21 protein-coding genes are annotated in these 17923 nt (G+C 63.4%); 8 read left to right on the top strand and 13 right to left on the bottom strand.

Features of this window, described 5'->3' with window-relative positions:
• Window positions 1-104: 104 nt before the first annotated feature.
• From KU306_RS07080 to KU306_RS07055, 6 genes are all read right to left on the bottom strand, one after another.
• Entirely contained in the window at window positions 105-560 is a 456-nt protein-coding gene (locus tag KU306_RS07080; protein ID WP_007544767.1) for a pyridoxamine 5'-phosphate oxidase family protein, read from the bottom strand.
• Between the two features lie 121 nt (window positions 561-681).
• A complete protein-coding gene (locus tag KU306_RS07075; protein ID WP_007544766.1) occupies window positions 682-828 on the bottom strand; it encodes a DUF7560 family zinc ribbon protein in 147 nt (48 codons plus the stop codon).
• A gap of 93 nt (window positions 829-921) precedes the next feature.
• Window positions 922-1077, bottom strand: coding sequence for a DUF7560 family zinc ribbon protein (locus KU306_RS07070; RefSeq protein WP_258303269.1), 156 nt, complete (start codon window positions 1075-1077; stop codon window positions 922-924).
• A 118-nt stretch (window positions 1078-1195) separates the two neighbouring features.
• Window positions 1196-1573 (bottom strand): winged helix-turn-helix domain-containing protein, encoded by a 378-nt coding sequence (locus KU306_RS07065; RefSeq protein WP_258303268.1) that lies wholly within the window; start codon window positions 1571-1573, stop codon window positions 1196-1198.
• Between the two features lie 201 nt (window positions 1574-1774).
• Entirely contained in the window at window positions 1775-2929 is a 1155-nt protein-coding gene (locus tag KU306_RS07060) for an MFS transporter (RefSeq protein ID WP_258303381.1), read from the bottom strand.
• 127 nt (window positions 2930-3056) lie between these two features.
• Complete coding sequence (locus KU306_RS07055) at window positions 3057-3512, bottom strand: pyridoxamine 5'-phosphate oxidase family protein (RefSeq protein WP_007544760.1); 456 nt, start codon at window positions 3510-3512, stop codon at window positions 3057-3059.
• Between the two features lie 107 nt (window positions 3513-3619).
• On the opposite strand from KU306_RS07055, the gene nucS reads away from it, so the two are divergent.
• Window positions 3620-4417, top strand: coding sequence for an endonuclease NucS (gene nucS / locus KU306_RS07050; RefSeq protein WP_258303380.1), 798 nt, complete (start codon window positions 3620-3622; stop codon window positions 4415-4417).
• Window positions 4418-4434: 17 nt separating this feature from the next.
• On the opposite strand, the gene KU306_RS07045 is transcribed toward nucS, so the two are convergent.
• The gene (locus KU306_RS07045; protein ID WP_258303267.1) at window positions 4435-5085 is read right to left on the bottom strand and encodes a type 1 glutamine amidotransferase; all 651 of its coding nucleotides are present in this window, start codon (window positions 5083-5085) and stop codon (window positions 4435-4437) included.
• Between the two features lie 185 nt (window positions 5086-5270).
• Between KU306_RS07045 and KU306_RS07040 the strand changes: the two genes are divergently transcribed.
• Both KU306_RS07040 and KU306_RS07035 read left to right on the top strand, forming a co-directional pair.
• Window positions 5271-5801 carry a 50S ribosomal protein L16 gene (locus KU306_RS07040; protein WP_007544755.1) on the top strand — a complete coding sequence of 177 codons (531 nt, stop codon included), beginning with the start codon at window positions 5271-5273 and terminating at the stop codon, window positions 5799-5801.
• A 50-nt stretch (window positions 5802-5851) separates the two neighbouring features.
• A complete protein-coding gene (locus KU306_RS07035) occupies window positions 5852-6724 on the top strand; it encodes an ATP-grasp domain-containing protein (protein ID WP_258303266.1) in 873 nt (290 codons plus the stop codon).
• Between the two features lie 26 nt (window positions 6725-6750).
• On the opposite strand, the gene KU306_RS07030 is transcribed toward KU306_RS07035, so the two are convergent.
• Window positions 6751-7113, bottom strand: coding sequence for an Hsp20/alpha crystallin family protein (locus KU306_RS07030; RefSeq protein WP_007544751.1), 363 nt, complete (start codon window positions 7111-7113; stop codon window positions 6751-6753).
• Window positions 7114-7366: 253 nt separating this feature from the next.
• Here KU306_RS07030 and gap point away from each other — a divergent pair, with 253 nt between their 5' ends.
• Together gap and KU306_RS07020 are read left to right on the top strand one after the other, a co-directional pair.
• Window positions 7367-8419 carry a type I glyceraldehyde-3-phosphate dehydrogenase gene (gap, locus tag KU306_RS07025; RefSeq protein ID WP_258303265.1) on the top strand — a complete coding sequence of 351 codons (1053 nt, stop codon included), beginning with the start codon at window positions 7367-7369 and terminating at the stop codon, window positions 8417-8419.
• Window positions 8420-8551: 132 nt separating this feature from the next.
• Entirely contained in the window at window positions 8552-9754 is a 1203-nt protein-coding gene (locus KU306_RS07020) for a phosphoglycerate kinase (protein ID WP_258303264.1), read from the top strand.
• A 9-nt stretch (window positions 9755-9763) separates the two neighbouring features.
• Here KU306_RS07020 and KU306_RS07015 read toward each other — a convergent pair whose 3' ends face one another.
• The gene (locus KU306_RS07015) at window positions 9764-10072 is read right to left on the bottom strand and encodes a hypothetical protein (protein ID WP_258303263.1); all 309 of its coding nucleotides are present in this window, start codon (window positions 10070-10072) and stop codon (window positions 9764-9766) included.
• 107 nt (window positions 10073-10179) lie between these two features.
• On the opposite strand from KU306_RS07015, the gene KU306_RS07010 reads away from it, so the two are divergent.
• A complete protein-coding gene (locus KU306_RS07010) occupies window positions 10180-10668 on the top strand; it encodes a metallophosphoesterase (protein WP_258303262.1) in 489 nt (162 codons plus the stop codon).
• A 42-nt stretch (window positions 10669-10710) separates the two neighbouring features.
• Here KU306_RS07010 and KU306_RS07005 read toward each other — a convergent pair whose 3' ends face one another.
• On the bottom strand, window positions 10711-11781 hold the full coding sequence (locus KU306_RS07005) for a type II glyceraldehyde-3-phosphate dehydrogenase (RefSeq protein ID WP_049918865.1): 1071 nt from the start codon (window positions 11779-11781) through the stop codon (window positions 10711-10713).
• Between the two features lie 143 nt (window positions 11782-11924).
• The gene (locus tag KU306_RS07000) at window positions 11925-13133 is read right to left on the bottom strand and encodes an RNA-guided endonuclease InsQ/TnpB family protein (RefSeq protein WP_007544742.1); all 1209 of its coding nucleotides are present in this window, start codon (window positions 13131-13133) and stop codon (window positions 11925-11927) included.
• Window positions 13134-13382: 249 nt separating this feature from the next.
• Here KU306_RS07000 and KU306_RS06995 point away from each other — a divergent pair, with 249 nt between their 5' ends.
• Complete coding sequence (locus tag KU306_RS06995) at window positions 13383-14342, top strand: aminopeptidase (protein WP_258303261.1); 960 nt, start codon at window positions 13383-13385, stop codon at window positions 14340-14342.
• A gap of 50 nt (window positions 14343-14392) precedes the next feature.
• Here KU306_RS06995 and KU306_RS06990 read toward each other — a convergent pair whose 3' ends face one another.
• Window positions 14393-15664 (bottom strand): outer membrane protein assembly factor BamB family protein, encoded by a 1272-nt coding sequence (locus KU306_RS06990; protein WP_258303260.1) that lies wholly within the window; start codon window positions 15662-15664, stop codon window positions 14393-14395.
• Window positions 15665-15746: 82 nt separating this feature from the next.
• The gene (locus KU306_RS06985; RefSeq protein WP_258303259.1) at window positions 15747-17039 is read right to left on the bottom strand and encodes an outer membrane protein assembly factor BamB family protein; all 1293 of its coding nucleotides are present in this window, start codon (window positions 17037-17039) and stop codon (window positions 15747-15749) included.
• A 177-nt stretch (window positions 17040-17216) separates the two neighbouring features.
• Here KU306_RS06985 and KU306_RS06980 point away from each other — a divergent pair, with 177 nt between their 5' ends.
• The gene (locus KU306_RS06980; RefSeq protein ID WP_007544728.1) at window positions 17217-17873 is read left to right on the top strand and encodes an HVO_0476 family zinc finger protein; all 657 of its coding nucleotides are present in this window, start codon (window positions 17217-17219) and stop codon (window positions 17871-17873) included.
• Window positions 17874-17923 lie beyond the last annotated feature (50 nt).

Below are 17923 nucleotides of genomic sequence, written 5' to 3'. Positions count from 1 at the left end.
GGCGGGTGGTTACGTCGGGACGCGAGAGGCGAATGTATCGGGTGGAGAGACGAGTGTATCGAGTGGAGAGTAGCCGTCCGAGTGGGTCGTCCCACCCAGGGGTCTCATTCTTCGTCTTCGTCGACGACGACCTCACGGCCGCTCAGCGTCTCGGCGTCGAGTTCGAAGAGCTGGATATCGAGGTTACGCTTCGTCTCGCCCCAGATTTCGAACAGTGGTCGTTTTGCATCCCCGTACTGGACGATGTGTTCGACAGTCATCTCGTCGGGGTCGACCTGATTGAGCGTCCCTTCGGCGATGACGCTCCGGTAGGTTCGGCCCGCTTCCTCGTAGATGACGAGGCGCGCCTGCGGCGACGAAGTCAGGAACTGCCGTTTCTCGCTTTCGGGCGTCGAGACGAGGCGGAGGTAGAATCGCTTCGATTCGGGGTCGTACCCGTAGGAGATAGGAATCGCGTACGGCTCGTCACTCCTGGCGAGCGTCAGCACACCGGTCTCGTGCCGGGCCAAAAGCTCGTCGATAGCGTCAGACGAGAGTTCAGTCTGCTGGTCCAAGGACATCTGTTATACCCCTCAAACTGGGGTGACAAGTAATCACTGTTATCTTTGTGTCACGGGCGACGAGCCCGGTCGAGCAAACCGCAGACCCGCCCGAAGTAGTGAGGAGAAGCGCGCCGACTGCTCACGCGGTCGAAAACGATTGCTGTGAGACGGTCGACCCACAGATGACACACCCGTTGTCGATGAGCGCGTCCCGCATGGAGGCGTTGACCATCATGGACTCGCCACACTCCGGGCACTCGAAGGTGTAGTCCGCGCTGTCGGTCATGGTAGTTTGTAGTACGGTAAGTCGTAGTATATGTAGTCTGCTGTTTCTCCGGCGGTGAGAACTCCGCGAAGAATGAAACTCGCTCCGACACTACTACGTCATCGCTGCCGAGAACGCGTCGTTCGGGACTGTCGCAGCACAGACCGGACAGCCCCGTTCCAAGAGCGCGTCTCGCATGCCACCGTTTACTTCGAACTGTTGTCCACACTCCGGACAGGTGAATTCGTATTCTTGTTGTGAGTCAGTCATGATTAATCGACCTCTGGTGACGCGTGTGCATCTTCGAACCCCGTTTCGCGGACAGTAACCGAGATGTCCCGCATCAGTTCGACGCCGGCCGCACCGAGTTCGGTGCCTGACATCCCACTCAGCGCTCCTCGGTGGTCGTCCCACCGTCGGTCGCAACGTTTCGGAACTCGACTGCGACGTCGCTGCCGGCCGCGAGCGACAGCGACAGCGTGTCGAAGCTCGTCGAGTACTCGCGCGGGTGGTGGTTCGCCGCCTGAATCCGGCGACTCTCTTCGAGGAGAGACGCCTCGGAGAGCGTGCCAAGCTTCCTGTACACCGTCGAAAGCGGCACGTCACAGGCGTCTGCGCACTCTTGGGCAGTCATCGCCTGTTCGTCACAGGCGGCGAGGATACGCCGGCTATCGTCGTCGCTGAGGGCGGAGAGGACGACGCCAGGGTCAGCGTTGTGGGAGTTGTGAGCCGCGACACCACCGATGGACAGAGACGACGAGTTCATACTTCTATTGACGGCCGTATGCCGGAGGTATCCAGTCCCGCGCTATCCGGGGTGGTTTAAGTAGGGGTGCGAAAAGAGGGCGGAACGTCGCGTTCAGTTTGTGTCTTTCTCGGGCGCGCCCGCGAATGTCTTTTCGAACCGCGAGCGCAGCGTCGTCTTCTCCGTCGTTCGTTCAGTGTGCATGCTCGACGCTCGGGAGGGTCACCCGCGTCCACCGGCCAACTTCGCTGCGTCGGGGTGTCGCCGGAGACGCAACATCGCGAACGTGCCGATGGCAGGGCCGACCGCGAGCGGCGCGAACGCCCATTGCCAGCCGACGAGGTCGGCGACGACGGGCGTGAGTTGAATCGAGACGACGGTCAGGAGGAATCCAAACGCCGTCTGGAGCGTGAGCGCGGTTCCGAGGTAGCTCGGGTCCGCAAGTTCCGAGACGGCCGCAGAGAACTGCGCCGAGTCGGCGACGATGGCGAATCCCCACCCGAGGACGAAGGGGACGACGACGAGCGGCGACGCACCGAAGACGAGCCCCGCGAGGAGACTGGCGAGACCGCTTCCGACCATGCTCACGGCCGTGACGGTAGTCCGACCCCAGATGTCGGCGGCGCGGCCCGCGACGAGTGCGCCGACGCCACCGATGGCAATCGCGCCGAACGCGGTGAGAGCGGCGGCCTCGGGAGTCGCCTGTGGGTGGGAAGAGGCGTCGAACGCGAGCGTGAGAAACACGGGGAGCCACGTCCAGACGGCGTAGAGTTCCCACATGTGTCCGAAGTAGCCCGTGTTGGCGAGGAGCGTCGGCGGGTCACGGAGGATGCGCCGCACCGCCGCCGGGTCGAACGGGGCCGCAGGGGACTGATACGGACCGGGGCGAACGCGAAGGACGAGAAGCCCGCCGACAGTTGCGAGAGTCGCCGCCCCGAGGAGGACGAGTCGAGGGCGGTCAATACCGCCGACGGCACGGAGTAGGTGCGGCAGGGCGGATCCGACAGTGAGCGCGCCGATGAGCGTCCCGATTGCGAACCCTCTCCCCTCGCGGAACCACCCCGCGACGAGCTTCATTCCGGGTGGATAGACACCGGCGAGTGCGACACCCGTGAGAAACCGCAGCGACAACGCCACCGCTGGCGATTCGACGACGGTTCCGAGCACGACTGTCGCGGCAGCACCGACCAGCGAAGACCCCGCGAGGAGATATCGCGGTGGGACGACGTCAGAGAGAGTGAGCGCCGCGGAGGCGAGCGCGCCGCCGACGAATCCGAGTTGGACGACCGTCGTCAACCACGCGGCTTGACTGAGGGTCAGTCCCCACTCGACTGCTAGTTGTGGAGCCACTGCACTGGCGCTGAACCACAGCGACATGACAAATAGCTCCCCGATGGCGACGACAGTCAGCGCGTACCACTGCGAGCGATTCACACACGATACGACGAGGGGCGAAATAAAAGAACAACTGCGGCAGTGCGTTCGCTCCGCGCAGACGGGCGCTTTACGCCTGTCGACGTTGGAGGCCGGAGCAGTGGTCGATACGGAGTTCCCACCCGAGCATATCCTGCATGGGGGAGGTCTCAGAGAACAGGCTCGGGAACCAGGCGTTGTCTTCGAGGATATCGTTGACGCGCTCCCAGTCGTCGTCCTCGATGTGGTGGAGTTCACCCTCGGCGACGACGCTCCGCCACTCGAACCGCGACGGGGCTTCCCAGACAGAGAAGCTCGCGCGTGCGGTCTGCTCGGCGAAGTCGGACTTCTTCGAGGACGCTCCCGGGCGGAGGAAGACGAAGTAGAGCTTGCCTCGCTCTTCATCGTACCCGAACGAGATGGGAATCCCGTACGCGACACCCTCGTCGGCGAGCGAGAGTACGCCGACGCCGTGGTCGCGGAGCATGCGGTCGATTTCCGAGTCGGTCATCTCGACTCGATTGCTCTCCGGATATTCGGGGGCCATGCCACATATACGCATGGAAGCGACATAAGCGTAGCATCGAGTCCCACGGCTCGGGCGACGACGCGGTGTTTATCCCCCGTGACGACGAACCGCACGACGACATCCGGATGACGGTGAACACACTTCACCGACCGACCCATCGCGACGCGCTCGTCCATCTCGAAGCCGCCTTCGAGCGCGAAGACATGATTACGGTGTTCGGTCGCTGTACGGTGGATTACGACGGTCGCGCGACGAGCGAACTCGGCCCCGGCGACCGACTGGTGATTCTGAAGCCGGACGGCTCCATCCTCGTCCACACCGACGAGAAGCGAACGCCCGTCAACTGGCAACCGCCGGGGTGCGAACACACCGCCAGCGTCCGCGACGGTCGCCTCCGCGTTCGAAGCACGCGCTCGAATCCGGACGAACGACTCGACGTGTTCTTCGAGCGCGTCGACCAGTGTTCGACCTACGCCGTCGACGACCGAAGCGACCTCGAACTGTTCGGCAGCGAAGAGGACCTCAGACAGCACATCCTCTCGGACCCCGACATCCTCGAATCCGGGTTCGAACCGCTCGAAACCGAGCGTCAGAGCGACGCTGGCCCGGTCGACATCTTCGGCGAGGACGCCGACGGAAACCCCGTCGTCGTGGAGTTGAAGCGACGGCGAGTCGGCCCCGCCGCGGCGAGCCAACTCCGCCGATACGTAGACGCGTTCCACCGCGAGTTCGGCGACGGCGAGACGATTCGCGGCATTCTGGTCGCACCGTCAGTCACGGACCGGGCCGGAGACCTACTCGACCGTGAGGGGCTGGAGTTCGTCGCCCTCGACCCGGAGACGGGCGAGCGCCCGCCCGAGGCTGACGACGAGAGCGAGTCGGAAGACGATGACGAGGGTGGGTCGAAAGACGACGAAGCGTAGTCAGAGAGGGCGAAGAATCAGTCGAGACCGGCTACGCGCGCGAAGTTATCGATAGTCTGTGCCGCGTTCACGTCCGAGAAGTCCCGTTCGTCGTCCGCGTCCGGCCAGCCGAAGTCGTCTGCGATGCGGTCGAGAAGTGACGCCGTAAACTCGGGATGGTACTGAACGGTCCAGACCGGGAGCGACTCGTGTCGGGTCGCGAGGTGGTCGTAGTAGTCTGCCGAGCCGATGGTCTCCATGCCGTCACCCGGTTCGACAACGTAGTCGCCGTGGACGAGTGGGGTTCGTTCGGAGAGGCCGTCGAAAAGCGGGTCGTCGTCGAATTCGACGTCGACCAGTCCGCGTTGTTGGTCGCCCGCTTCGACGCTGCCACCGAAGGCGTCGTTGACGAGTTGGTGGCCGAAACAGATGCCGAGCGTGGGAATCTCTCGGGCAGCGAGGTCGCGGACGAGCTTTCTGGCACCGTCGATCCACGGCCGGTCGTCGGTCTCGTAGACACCTGCGGTGCTCCCGCTGACGATAGCTGCGTCGACACCCGAAAGTGCCGGGAGGCCCGCATCGGGTATCGAGTGGACGACGCCCTCGCGCCCGTCGAGCGCCATGGTGACGAGGGCATCCGTGAAGTACGTCGGACCGTCCGACGGCATGGTGTCGCAGACGAGCAACATCGTCCGAAGCGAAGTGTGGAAATCTGATAAGACTGTCCATCGGTATCACGAGCCACGAGCTGTGTCAGGAACACGCCGATTCGGTTCGGCGGGGATGCGCGTGTGAGGAAATCACACGACGAGGCGGCCGAACGACGCTTCGAAGCGTTTTTAGCCCGTGTGACCCTCACACCTCACAAGTAACTATGTCAGACAAACCCGCCTCTATGTACCGGGAGATCAAGAACCCGGCGTACACGCGACGCGAGTACATCACGGGCATTCCCGGTTCCAAAATCGCACAGCACAACATGGGCGACCTGCAGGCGGACCCCGAGGACTACCCCGTCGAGATCAGCCTGATCGTCGACGAGGACGTCCAGATTCGCCACGGTTCGCTCGAATCCGCGCGTCTGTCGGCGAACCGCACGATGCTCAAGAACGCCGGCGAGAAGCAGTACAAGATGGTCCTGCGTAAGTTCCCGCACCACGTCATCCGCGAGAACAAGCAGGCGACCGGTGCCGGTGCAGACCGTGTTTCCGACGGGATGCGCCAGTCGTTCGGTAAGGTCGTCGGGACCGCCGCTCGCATCCCCAAGGGCGAGAAGGTCTTCACCATCTACTGCGACGTCGAAGACGCCAAGACCGCGAAGGACGCCTTCCGCCGTGCGTACAACAAGATGTCGCCGCCGTGCCGCATCGTCGTCGAGCGCGGCGAAGAACTGCTCGTCGCGTAAGTTCGCCACGAACCAGCCACTTTTTGACCTGGCGCTGCCCCTCGTAGCGTATGCTTCGGCTGGCCGTCACGACCAGCAGCGAGACGTTCGAGCGGATGCGCGAGCCACTCGCGGCGCGCGGTATCGAGGTGGGTCACCTGCGCGCCAAGCAGTTCGCGCTCGACCTCGGTCGCTCCCCGAGCGACGAGTTCGACGTCGGATTCGTCTTTCCCACGCGCGCGATGGAAGGCGGCGTCGTCGCCGCCCGGCACGACATCCCGTGGGTGAACACCCGCGAGGACGTGTTGATGTCGCGGAACAAGGCGGGCGTTATCGCACGACTCTCTCGTGCCGGGCTGCCGGTCCCGGAGAGCGTGTACGTCTCGAATCCGACCGACGCTGAGGACCTCCTCCGGGCCGTTTCCGACGCCGATATCGACTACCCGGTCGTCGTCAAACCGAACTCGACGACGCGCGGCGTCGGCATCGCGAAAGCCCACGACCCCGACTCACTGCTCGGTCTCGTCGACCACCTAAACCTCGTCCACGACTATCGAGCCACCGGCGACAAGTCGTATCTCGTCCAGGAGTGGCTGCCCGACGCCCGCGACTATCGCGTGATGGTACTCGACGGTCGGGTGGTCGGAGCAGTCGAGCGCAAATTGCCTGCCGAGGCACGCGACGAGGGGCGATGGAAACACAACGTCCACCGCGGAGCCGACGCTGTCGGCGTCGACGTTCCGGACCGATACCGCCGACTCGCCGAGTCGGTCGCCGACGAACTCGGGATTCGCTATCTCGGCGTAGATCTCCTCGAATCTGACGGGCGAGTCGTCGTCTCGGAGACGAACGCACGGCCCACTATCGACGACGACGCGAAGTACGAAGCGGGCTTTTTCGACAGACTGGCGGCGCTGGTCGAACGGGTCGCAAAGAAGTCGTAAGTCGGCCGTCTCCGGCGGCGAGCGCGTTACTCGACGTCGATTTCGGCGGAGTCCTCAGAGCGGTCGAACGTGACCTGCAGGACGCCGTTGTTGAAGGTGGCGCTCGCGGAGTGTTCGTCGACGTGTGCGGGGAGGCGGACACGTTCGTCGTACTCGCGGCGGTCTCCGGCGGCGCTGATTGTCAACGTTTCACCGTCGCACTTGAGGTCGATTGCGTCTTTATCGACGCCCGGAAGGTCCGCGACGAGTCGAAGCACGTCACCCTCATCGTACACGTGGATGTGGGTTTCGGAGGCGAATCCGGCGTCGCCTCTCGTCATGTCGTTCATCATCCGTTCGATTTCGTCGAAGATGTTGTCGAACGGGTCGTCGCGGTCGTCTCTGACCATGGGGGCCGCTATGGAATGGGAGGTTATAACGTTTCTGTCCGCGACAGTCACATCTCGGAGAACCGGCACGAGGCGGAAGTATACGGCCGCTGACGACCACTTCGCCGTCCCCCGACGAGCGGAGTGATTTGTTTGGTTTTGATTGGTTTTTGTTTATGATTGTTCGGGGACGACAGCTCCCGCTTGATTCTCTGCGTTTTCCGAAACAGATATACTGTTGGCACCTGGATATCTAGCCGGTAACTACTCGAACATGAGTGAAATTTCTTACCTCAACGCGGACGAGAGCGTGGACGAGTCGGACGTGGTGCGGGTGGCACTCAACGGGTTCGGCCGAATCGGTCGGAACATCTTCCGTGCCGTACAGGAGAACCCGAAGGTCGACCTCGTCGCTATCAACGACGTCATGGACTTCGACGACATGGCGTACCTCGCGAAGTACGACTCCGTCATGGGTCGTCTCGACGGCGTCGAACGCGACGGCGACTCGCTGACCATCGGCGGCACGTCCGTCGGACTCTACAACGTCCAGAGCCCGGCAGAACTGCCGTGGGACGAACTCGACGTGGACGTCGCACTCGAATGTACGGGCATCTTCCGGACGAAGCAGGACGCCTCGGCGCACCTCGAAGCCGGTGCTGACAAGGTCGTCATCTCCGCCCCGCCGAAGGGCGACGAGCCGGTCAAACAGCTCGTCTACGGCGTCAACCACGACGAGTACGCGGGCGAAGACGTCGTCTCGAACGCCTCCTGTACGACCAACTCCGTCACGCCGGTCGCGAAGGTGCTCGACGAGGAGTTCGGCATCGAGAACGGTCTCCTGACGACCGTTCACGCCTACACGGGCAGCCAGAACCTCATCGACAGCCCGCACGCAAAGCAGCGTCGCGGTCGCGCCGCCGCCGAGAACATCGTCCCCACGACGACCGGTGCCGCACAGGCGGCGACCGAAATTCTGCCCCAGCTCGACGGCAAGCTCGACGGGATGGCGATTCGCGTCCCCGTTCCGAACGGGTCGCTCACGGAACTCGTCGTCCGCCTCGAAGCCAAGCCCTCGGTCGAGGAGATCAACGACGCCTTCCGCGACGCCGCCGACTCCGGCCCGCTCGCTGGCGTCCTCGGCTACACGGACGACGAAGTCACCTCGCGTGACATCCTCGGCCTGCCGTTCTCCAGCACCGTCGACCTCAACACGACGAACCAGGTCAACGACGGCGGTCTCTACAAGATTCTGACGTGGTACGACAACGAGTACGGCTTCTCCAACCGGATGCTCGACGTCGCACACTTCATCACCCACCAGTAACCACGTCCGCGAACCGGCCGCCGACTCGGCCGCGACACCCGTTTCAGATTCGACCACCACACCGACCGAACAGTCCACGCCTTCGGTCCAACCCGACCACCACTAAGTAACACCTCTTCGTTCTCTCACCTGATGTTCAACACCCTCGACGACCTCGACCCAGAACAGCGCGTCCTCGTCCGACTCGACCTCAACTCCCCCGTCGAAGACGGCGAGGTACAGGACAACCGTCGCTTCGACCGCCACGCCGAGACGGTCCGCGAACTCGCCGAGGGCGGCCATCGCGTCGTGCTCATGGCCCACCAGGGTCGCCCCGGCGGCGACGATTTCGTCTCGCTCGAACAGCACGCCGCCATCCTCGCCGAACACGTCGGCCACGACGTGCAGTTCGTCGCCGACACCTTCGGTGACGAGGCCATCGACGCCATCGAGTCGCTGTCCGCGGGCGAGATTCTCCTCCTCGAAAATACCCGGATGTGCGACGAGGAACTCCCCGAGGAAGCACCCGAAGTCAAAGCCGACACCGAGTTCGTCCAGACGCTCGCACCCCTGTTCGACGCCTACATCAACGACGCCTACTCCGCCGCCCACCGGTCTCACGCCTCTCTCGTTGGCTTCGCGCTCGAACTGCCAGCCTACGCGGGTCGCGTAATGCAGACCGAGTACGAAGCGAACTCCGCAATCGCGACACGCGAGTTCGACGGGCAGGTCACGATGGTCGTCGGTGGGACGAAAGCGACCGACGTTATCGACGTGATGAACAACCTCGGCGACAAAGTCGACCGCTTCCTGCTCGGCGGTATCGCGGGCGAACTGTTCCTCCGCGCCGCCGGTCACGACGTTGGCTTCGACCTCGACGGCATGGACTTCTTCGACGACCAGTGGGAAGCCAACCGCGAGACCATCGAATCGCTCCTCGACGAGCGCGGCGACCAGATTACTCTCGCAGCCGACCTCGCGTATGAAGACGACGACGAGCGCGCCGAAATCGCCGTTTCCGACATCGACGAGAAGGACCGCGCCTACCTCGACGTGGGAACCGAGACGGTCGAGACGTACGACCCCGTCATCCGCGACTCCGAGGCCGTCTTCGTGAAGGGCGCACTCGGCCTGTTCGAAGACGAGCGCTTCTCTGCCGGGACCGTCGGCGTCCTTCGGGCCATCTCCGAGACCGACTGCTTCTCGGTCGTCGGCGGCGGCGACACCTCCCGCGCTATCGAGATGTACGGCATGGACGAGGAGGACTTCGGCCACGTCTCCATCGCTGGCGGCGCCTACATCCGCGCGCTGACGGGTGCGCCGCTGGCTGGCGTCGAAGCGCTGACGCAGGACTGACGGTCGAGCTTAGGAGTCTGCGTTCTTTTTCGCGACGAGACTGGCGGCCCCTTCGACGAGGGAGACCACGCCAGTTGCGAAGACGAGGAGCGTGAGCAGTGTGCCGAGAGATCCACCATCTGAGAAGGAACCAGCCGCACGGACCGCAAGCGTATGGAGTGCGCTGTGTGACGAAATTCGGATGAGCACAGCACCGACGAAGACGGCACCGCGGTCGCCAGTTGCGAGGACGAGAACACCCGATTCAGTCTCATTTGGTGGCTCGTCGTCGCGGTTATCGTGGTCATCGTCGCGGTGGCGATTCGGGTCACCGCTCATAATCCGACCTCCGAGTGGATGGCGAAGTGGGACATACCGACAACGGCGGGCGCTCGGCACATAAGTGTCGGCGAACGTTGATATCCGATGCCACCAAACCAACTGGTATGAAACTCGGCGTCGTCTCCGACACGCACGACAACCTCGACTTCGTCGAAGCGGCAGTCTCGCACTTCGAAGCAGAAGCCGTGGACGTGGTCGTCCACTGCGGCGACATCGTCTCGCCCTTCTCTGCAACCCCGTTCGACGCGGACTTCGACTTCCACGCGGTTCGCGGGAACAACGACGGTGAGTGGAAACTCCGCGAAATTGTGGAGTCGTTTGGCACTTATCACGACGATTTCGCGCACCTGACGCTCGCTGGTGAGGAGATAGCCGTCTACCACGGCACCGAATCGGGGCTGGTGGACGCACTCGTCGAATCGGGGTCCTACGACTACGTCCTCCGCGGGCACACCCACGAGCGGGTGGTCGAACACCACGGGAAGACGACACACCTCAACCCCGGCGGGCTTCCGATTGCAGGTGCTGACGACGACTTCCACGTCGCGATCGTCGACCTCGGGACGGGGGACGTATCGTTCGAAGCGCTGTGAGCAATAAACGACCGAAAAGAGGCTGAACAGACGATTCGCCGATTAGTCGTCGTCGGCGAACTCCGCGCGCGCCTGCTCAGAGAACCCAGAAGGGTCGCCGGAGATACCGACGCCGAGTTGGCGGTCGGTGCGCTGCATACTGGTCTCTTTGTCTTCGAGGTCGAACATCGCGCGGATGGCGTCGACGTTCTCCGGAATCACGTCGGATTCCTGGTGGATGGCCTGGAACAGATAGAGGTCGCGGCCGTTCACGCCGATGGATTCGCCCCACACGCAGTTCTCCCAGAGGTCACCGCGCGGACGGCCGGCGTCGAGTGCGAGGTCCTTGAGCTTCCCTGCGCCGTCGATGCCGAGGCCTTCCGGAATGACGTAGATGCGGTCTTCGTCTTCGAGCAGTTGGCGGACGTGTGCGCCCGTCACGTCGTCGCCGAGCGTGACGTTCAGCGCGTGCACGTGCATCAGCGTCGCCGGGACTTTCAGTCCGAGCGTGTCGATTTCGAGGTCGGGGAAAATGGTCTTGACGTCGGGGCCGTGGTGCGAGGGAACTTTAATCGGGTTCGGGAGGATGTCGTTGATTGGTCCGCGAGAGTTCTGTCCCGGGTCGCCGCCGCGGCGAACCAGTGTCGCGCGTACCTTCTCGACGCCGTACTCCTCTTCGAGCGGGGCGATGACGCGAGAGAGCCCGGTCGTGTTACAGGAGACGACGCGGACGTAGTCGGCGTCGCGTGCGGCGTCGAAGTTCGAACGAGCGTTGAAGCTCACGTCCGCGACGTCCGCGCTCTCGCCGCCCTGGAAGATAGCGGGCGTGTGGTGGGTCTCGTACAGTTCTCGGTTCTGCTCCCCGATTCCGGAGGGCGTGCAGTCGACGATGATGTCCGCTTCCGCGACGAGTTCGTCGACTTCACCGGCGACCTCGATGCCGGCTTCGGCGAACAACGGAGCACGTTCGGGGATGGCGGCGTACATCGGATAGCCGCGCTTGACTGCGGTGTGCGCTTCGAAGTTGGGCTGGGTCTTGGCCACGCCGATTATTTCCATGTCGGGCTGCGCCTCGACCGCGTCGGCGACGCGCTTTCCGATTGTACCGTAGCCGTTGACACCCACTCGTATCATGGCTGAAACACGGCCGCAGCCGACCATAGTTATTTCGATGGTTAGTGGGTAGAAATTAACTCCGATGTGAGTGAGTCGTTGGACAACTCCCGGGGTAAATTACCTCGGGGTCAAGCCCCGAGGCTTTCGCGTGGGCTCCCGTTCTAACCGTTAACAACGGTAGGCGAATATTCGCCGTTCACGTTCAGCGTCCCGCGATTCAAGCGCACATCTACGGGTGCGCCTCCGTCGTTTGCGTTTTGCCGACGACGGAGATACTGCAAACCGATGTTCTTTGAAGCGTTGTAGTCAGCGTGGTTCTCGTATCCGCACTTCTGACAACAGAACGCTTCACCAGACCGATTCTCCGGGTGGGTAAACCCGCACGTCGAGCACCGCTTCGACGTGTTCCGTGGGTCAACCTGTACGACTTCCACGTCGTACTCCTCTACTTTGTATTCGATGTACTCGTAGAGGCGTCTGAACGCCCAGACGTGTTGCCACGTCGCCTCCGGAATGTTCTCCCGAATATGCGTCAAGTCCTCGAACACGATGTGTGAGCAGTCGTGTTCGACAGCCTCCGTGATGAGTTCGTTCGCCACCGTGTGCAAGTAGATCTCGAAACGTCCAGTCTCTTTGCGACCCACTGATTCGATGTTCTCGTGAGCGTGACGCGAGCCACACTGTTGAAGCGACCCACGGCGTTTCTCGTACTCGTTTCGCCAGTGGTTGAACTCGTCTGCCGACCAGAATCGCCCAGTTGAAGCGACGGCGATGTTGTTGACGCCCAAATCCACACCAAGGACTGTTCTGTGCTTGGACTCGGATTCGGACTCATCTGCTTCGACCTTCCGCATGGAAGCGTGCAAGTACCAGTCGCCGTCTCGGTACTGTAAGTTCGCCATCCTGAACTCGAAGTCCTCGTCGGAGACGTACTTTGTCGGCGGGGTCTCCGAGTCGTTGGGGAGGATGTAGTCGCACTCAATACGTCCGTCTACGGTGGAGAGGGATACGTGGTCGCGGTGGAACGTTGCACTTCGTTTGTCGTACACCGCGCTGTCCGCTGAGAAGTAGGGTCGTGACGTGTTCTCTCCACGTTTGAGACGTTCAACTCCGCTCTTGACGGCTTCGACGGCCCGCCTGATGCCTTTCTGAACGAGGTTGGCGGTGAGGTTGGTTTCGTCGCGGAGTTGGTCGTACAGATCGCGTTCGGCTTTGGCTTTGGATGTAACGTGGTATCCGTCGTCGCCGTGCCAGCACCACTCCGAAGCGGTGTTGGCGCAGTGTTTGAACTGATCGACAGTCTCGCGGAGGAGCGGGTCGGATCCATCGGGTGTGTCGAGTTTGATGACGGCGGTACGACGGTATTCCACTGTGTTTCACATATTGAGCTGTGGTTATTTACTAGTTGGGAGTCAGGCTACCATCGTAGCGTGGTTTGTGTACCGAGTTGTCGGCTTCCTCCCCGAGGTCAAGCCTCGGGGCATCCGCCTTGACTTTTCTGTGAATTTCGGGGTGGTTGACAGGCAAAATTCGCCGACTGCGAGGCGGCGGGCAGAAACGAACACACAGTTGACTCGCGGATGGGAACGCCTAACCGGACCGCTATCACACGTTCGACCATGGCAATCGACGACTCCGACCTCCGCGCCGCCAGCGAGACGGCGGTCCACCAGTGTCTCGACCTGCAGGCTGACGAATCACTCGTCGTCGTCACCGACGACACGCGCCAGCGCATCGGCGAAGCCCTCTACGAAGTCGCAAGCGAAGTGACCGACGACGCCTCCATCATCCGCTACCCGCCGGGTAACCAGCACGGTGAGGAACCACCCGCACCGGTCGCCGCGGCGATGGCCGACGCCGACGCCTTCCTCGCACCGACGTCGAAGAGCCTCAGTCACACCCGCGCCCGCGGTGACGCCTGTGACGCCGGCGCTCGCGGCGCGACCCTCCCCGGCATCACCGAAGAGGTGTTCGTCACGGGTCTCGACGCCGACTACGACGCGATTTACGACCACAGTAAAGCGATGCTCGACGCCGTCGGCGACGCCGACGAGGTACGAGTCACGACCGAGAAGGGCACGGACATCACCTTCGTCCGCGGCGACCGCGAATGGCTCGCCGACACCGGCTCTATCGCCGACGCCGGGTCGTTCTCGAACCTCCCCGCGGGCGAGATTTTCCTCAGTCCCGAGTCCGCGACTGGGACCTTCGTCGTGGACGGGACGATGATGCCCCACGGCCTCCTCGACGAAGGGCAGGAACTCCGCTTCGAGGTCGAAGACGGCTTCGTCACCCACATCTCGGACGACGACATCCGCGAGCAGGTCGAGGAGGCCGCCGAGGAAGTCGGACAGGACGCGTACAACCTCGCCGAAATCGGCATCGGCACCAACGTCGGTGTGACCGACCTCGTCGGCTCGGTCCTCCTCGACGAGAAGGCCGCCGGAACCATCCACATCGCCATCGGCGACGACGCGGGCATCGGCGGCGACACCGACGCACCCCTCCACCTCGACGGTATCGTCCGCAACCCGACAGTCTACGCCGACGGCGAAGAAGTCGACCTGCCGCAGCCCTGAAAGTCACACTAACACCTCGCGCCCCCTGACAAGCCACGCTGACTCCTGTTTCACCCGTTCCTCACGCACCGCCCAAGGGCCGAGACGGCGCACGCTTCGAGACACAGGAGTTCGCCGCTCCCGAGTGCGACGTAGCCCGCGCCATCGACGACTGCGAACCCAGAGACGGTCGCAGAGCGGGAGACTCGCCCGGACCCGCGGACCCGCCCGGAGGCCGCATCCAACGCGTAGAGATAGTGCGGGCGGCTGTTTTCCGCACGATGCTCTGCGAGGGCGTAGACGACGTCTCCGGCGACTACCGGCGTCCAACTGAGCGAGACACGGGGAGTAGGGCCGAACGACCAGACGAGGTCGCCGGTGTCGAGGCGGCGCGCGAGTAGCATTCGGTCGGCACAGTAGTAGACGCGGTCGTGAGCGACGGCGACGCCAGCCTCGGTGTGTCGGACGCCCGGCGCTCGCCAGCGAATCGCTCCAGTTCGGCGGTCGACCGCCGCGATAGCTTCAGGGTCGCCGTCGAGTGGGACGAGTAGCGTGTCGCCCGCGACTGTCACGGGGCCTGCAACCGGGAGCGAAACGGACCACTCCCGTCCACCCGTCTGGAGGTCGAGCGCGACGACCCCCGCGTCGCCCTTGAAGAACGGGACGTAGACCGCCCCGTCGGCGGCCGCGAGCGTCCACGGTATCTGCCGGGAGTTGAATCCGACGCGCCACCGTGGGGTCCCAGTCTCGGCATCGACCGCGGCCACGCCAATCGGCGGCGTTCGCTCTCCGTAGGTGGCTGTGACGGCGACACCGTCGGAGACGACCGGCGGAGCCGCAATCGGGTACGGCTGTGCAGTCGTCGGAATGGGGTGTCGCCACAGGCGGTCGCCGTCGAGCGAGAGCGCGTAGAGGGCTTCGAGCGTCCGGAGATAGATGCGGTCGGCGACGACCAGCGAGTCGTGGTGATACGCGAGTTCGTCGTCGTCGGCCACCGAGACGATGGTCCGCCAGCGCTCTGCACCAGTTGCGGCGTCGAACGCGGAGACGACCGACTCGTGAGGATTTCCCCTCCCGCCGCGCGTGTGGAGGTAGTAGACCACCCCGTCGGCGACGACCGGTGAGGTCGTCGGATACCCGTCGAATACGTCCGCGCGCCACGCGACGGTGAGGGGGCCAGTGGGCCCAGTCGCCGGTGAGAACCCGGTTCGGGCGTCGTCGAATCCGGGACGCGACCACGTGCCCTCGTAGGTTGGCGCGTCGCTGGAGACGCACCCGGCGGTCGCCGAGAGTGCGGACGCGCCGAGGGCTGCGAGGAACTGGCGGCGGGTGGGGCCGGACACAACCTAGAGTATTGGTCGCGCAGGCGGAAAAGGGTCGAACGTCGAATAGCTGGACAGCACGTGCGGGCGTCGGCCATCTCGATTACCCGATTAGACAGTGGTCGAAGACGCCCGCCGCACAGTCTTCGAAGCAGACGAGTTCGCCATAGCTGTGCGAGAGGTAGAGCGCGCCGTCGGCGACTGCTGGTGTCGATGTGTCGGGCGTACCATCGTTCCACGGAATTATCCGTCCGACTTCGGTCCCCGTCTCGGGGTCGAGAACGAGCAGAAATGAACCATCGCCTTCGTTTTCGCCGAGCGACCGATACGCGCTGACGTAGAGGTTGTCGGCGGCGATGACGGGCGTCGACTGGTGGATATAGCGGTCGTCTGTGCCGCCGACTCGCCAAACCTCCTCGCCGGTGTCGAGTCGGCGGGCGACGAGATACCGAAATTCGTTGTGATAGAGCCGTGTCCCGTCGGTGACAACGGTCCCTTCGAGCATCCCCGCGTTGAGGTCGACACTCCACTGTTGGGCTCCAGTGGCGACATCGAACGAGTACAACCGTTCTTCCTGCCCGTGTTCGGAAAGGACGAGAAGTTGGTTGTCTGAGATACTGACCGCCCCAATCGGACCGGCGTCGTACGTTTCTATCGGCTCACCAGTCGTCGCGTCGAGTGCGAGGACGCGACCATCGCTGGAGAGTGGCGCGTAACACGTGTCGCCATCGAGCGTGAGTCGCCAGAGGGACCCTCCGTCGAAGTCAGCTACCGACTGTTTCCACACGCGTTCGCCGCTCTGACGGTCGATGCCGTACAGCACCTCGGGGTGGTCACTATCTTCTGTTCCGTACGAACCGGCAACGACGAGGTCGTCAGTGACGACTGGTGATGCGTAGTCGGGCAACGGTTGGTGTGGCCCGAGATTCTGGAACGTCCACAGGAGTTCACCGTCGGTCGAGACAGCCTTGACGCCGTCGTGTGTCTGGGCGAACAGTCGGTCGCCATCGAAGACCGGCGGGCCCTGGTGGTAGAGATAGTAGAACTCGTCTGTCTCCCAGAGGCGCGTCTCCCACTGCGTCTCGCCGGTTTTGGCGTCGAACGCGCCGAGCCACGTCCCACCGGACTGCTCACGTCGCGCCTCGCGAGAATCGAGATGGTAGACTGTGCCGTCGGCGACGACCGGCATCGTCGGTGGGAACGCGTCCCGCATCTCCCGAGACCACGCAATGTAGGCATCCGAGCCGGGGCCCGAAACGTCGGTGACGTACCTGTTCGTCTCGGGGGGCCAACGCCCCTCGTGAGATGGTCGGTCGTAGGTCACACACCCGGCAGTCGACGCGAGACCGGCAGCACCGAGGGTGGCGAGGAACTGCCGACGAGATGGGGAGGGCATGGCAAAATAGTCGAATATCCAATATGAAAAACGAACCGGCCGCGACCATCTGGTTCCCACCTCAAGCATCAGCGCCCGCCCACTCCTCACCAGCACCACCACCCACTCCTCGCCATCGACTCCCACGCGCACGAGGAGAAAGGCGGCTTTTTACGGCCTGATGGGGTAACACCCTCTATGAGCCTACCCGACGCCGGTGAGCGCGTCCCTCTCTCCTGTCCGACGTGCTCGCCCGACGAACCCACCGTCCACGAGGTGCTGAAGCCCGGCGGTCACTCGACCGTCCGCTGTACCGAGTGCGGTCACGTCCACAAAGAGAAAATCGAAGTCCCGAACGAAATCGACATGAACGTCGTCGTCTCGCAGGACGGGTCGTCCGTCTCGACGAAGGTCTCCGCACCCGCCGAGGCCGAGATTGCGAAAGGCGAGGAGTTCATTGTCGACACGCCCGAGGCGATTCAACTCGTGCGCATCACGGGCATCGAAGTCGGCCCCGAAGAGCGCACCGAGGAAGCGCAGGTCAAGGACGTAAAGACGGTCTGGACCCGCGTGGTCGACAACGTCGCCGTCAACGTGACCGTCCACCCGAAGGACGGCAAGCGCGAGGACACCCGAAGCATCACCGTCAACGTCCCCGGCGACTACGAGTTCGTCGTCGGCGAGACCGAGTCCTTCGGCGACGAAGAAGTGGAAATCGAAGGACTGGTCGTCCGCGAGGACGCCCCCGAATACCGCCACGGCAAACTCGACCACCCCGGAGATATGGTGTACGCGAAAGACGCAAAGCGCGTCTACGCGCGGGACCAGACCTCGACCGCGTGGTCCGCCTGGTAAGACGGCGACTCCGGCGACGCCCGTCCGCGGAACACGAAATTACCTAACTT

The sequence above is a fragment of the Haloferax larsenii genome, assembly GCF_024730625.1.
Classification (GTDB): Archaea; Halobacteriota; Halobacteria; order Halobacteriales; family Haloferacaceae; genus Haloferax; species Haloferax larsenii.
The sequence above is the reverse complement of the archived record's forward strand: the minus strand, read 5'-3'. Positions and strand labels throughout refer to the sequence as shown.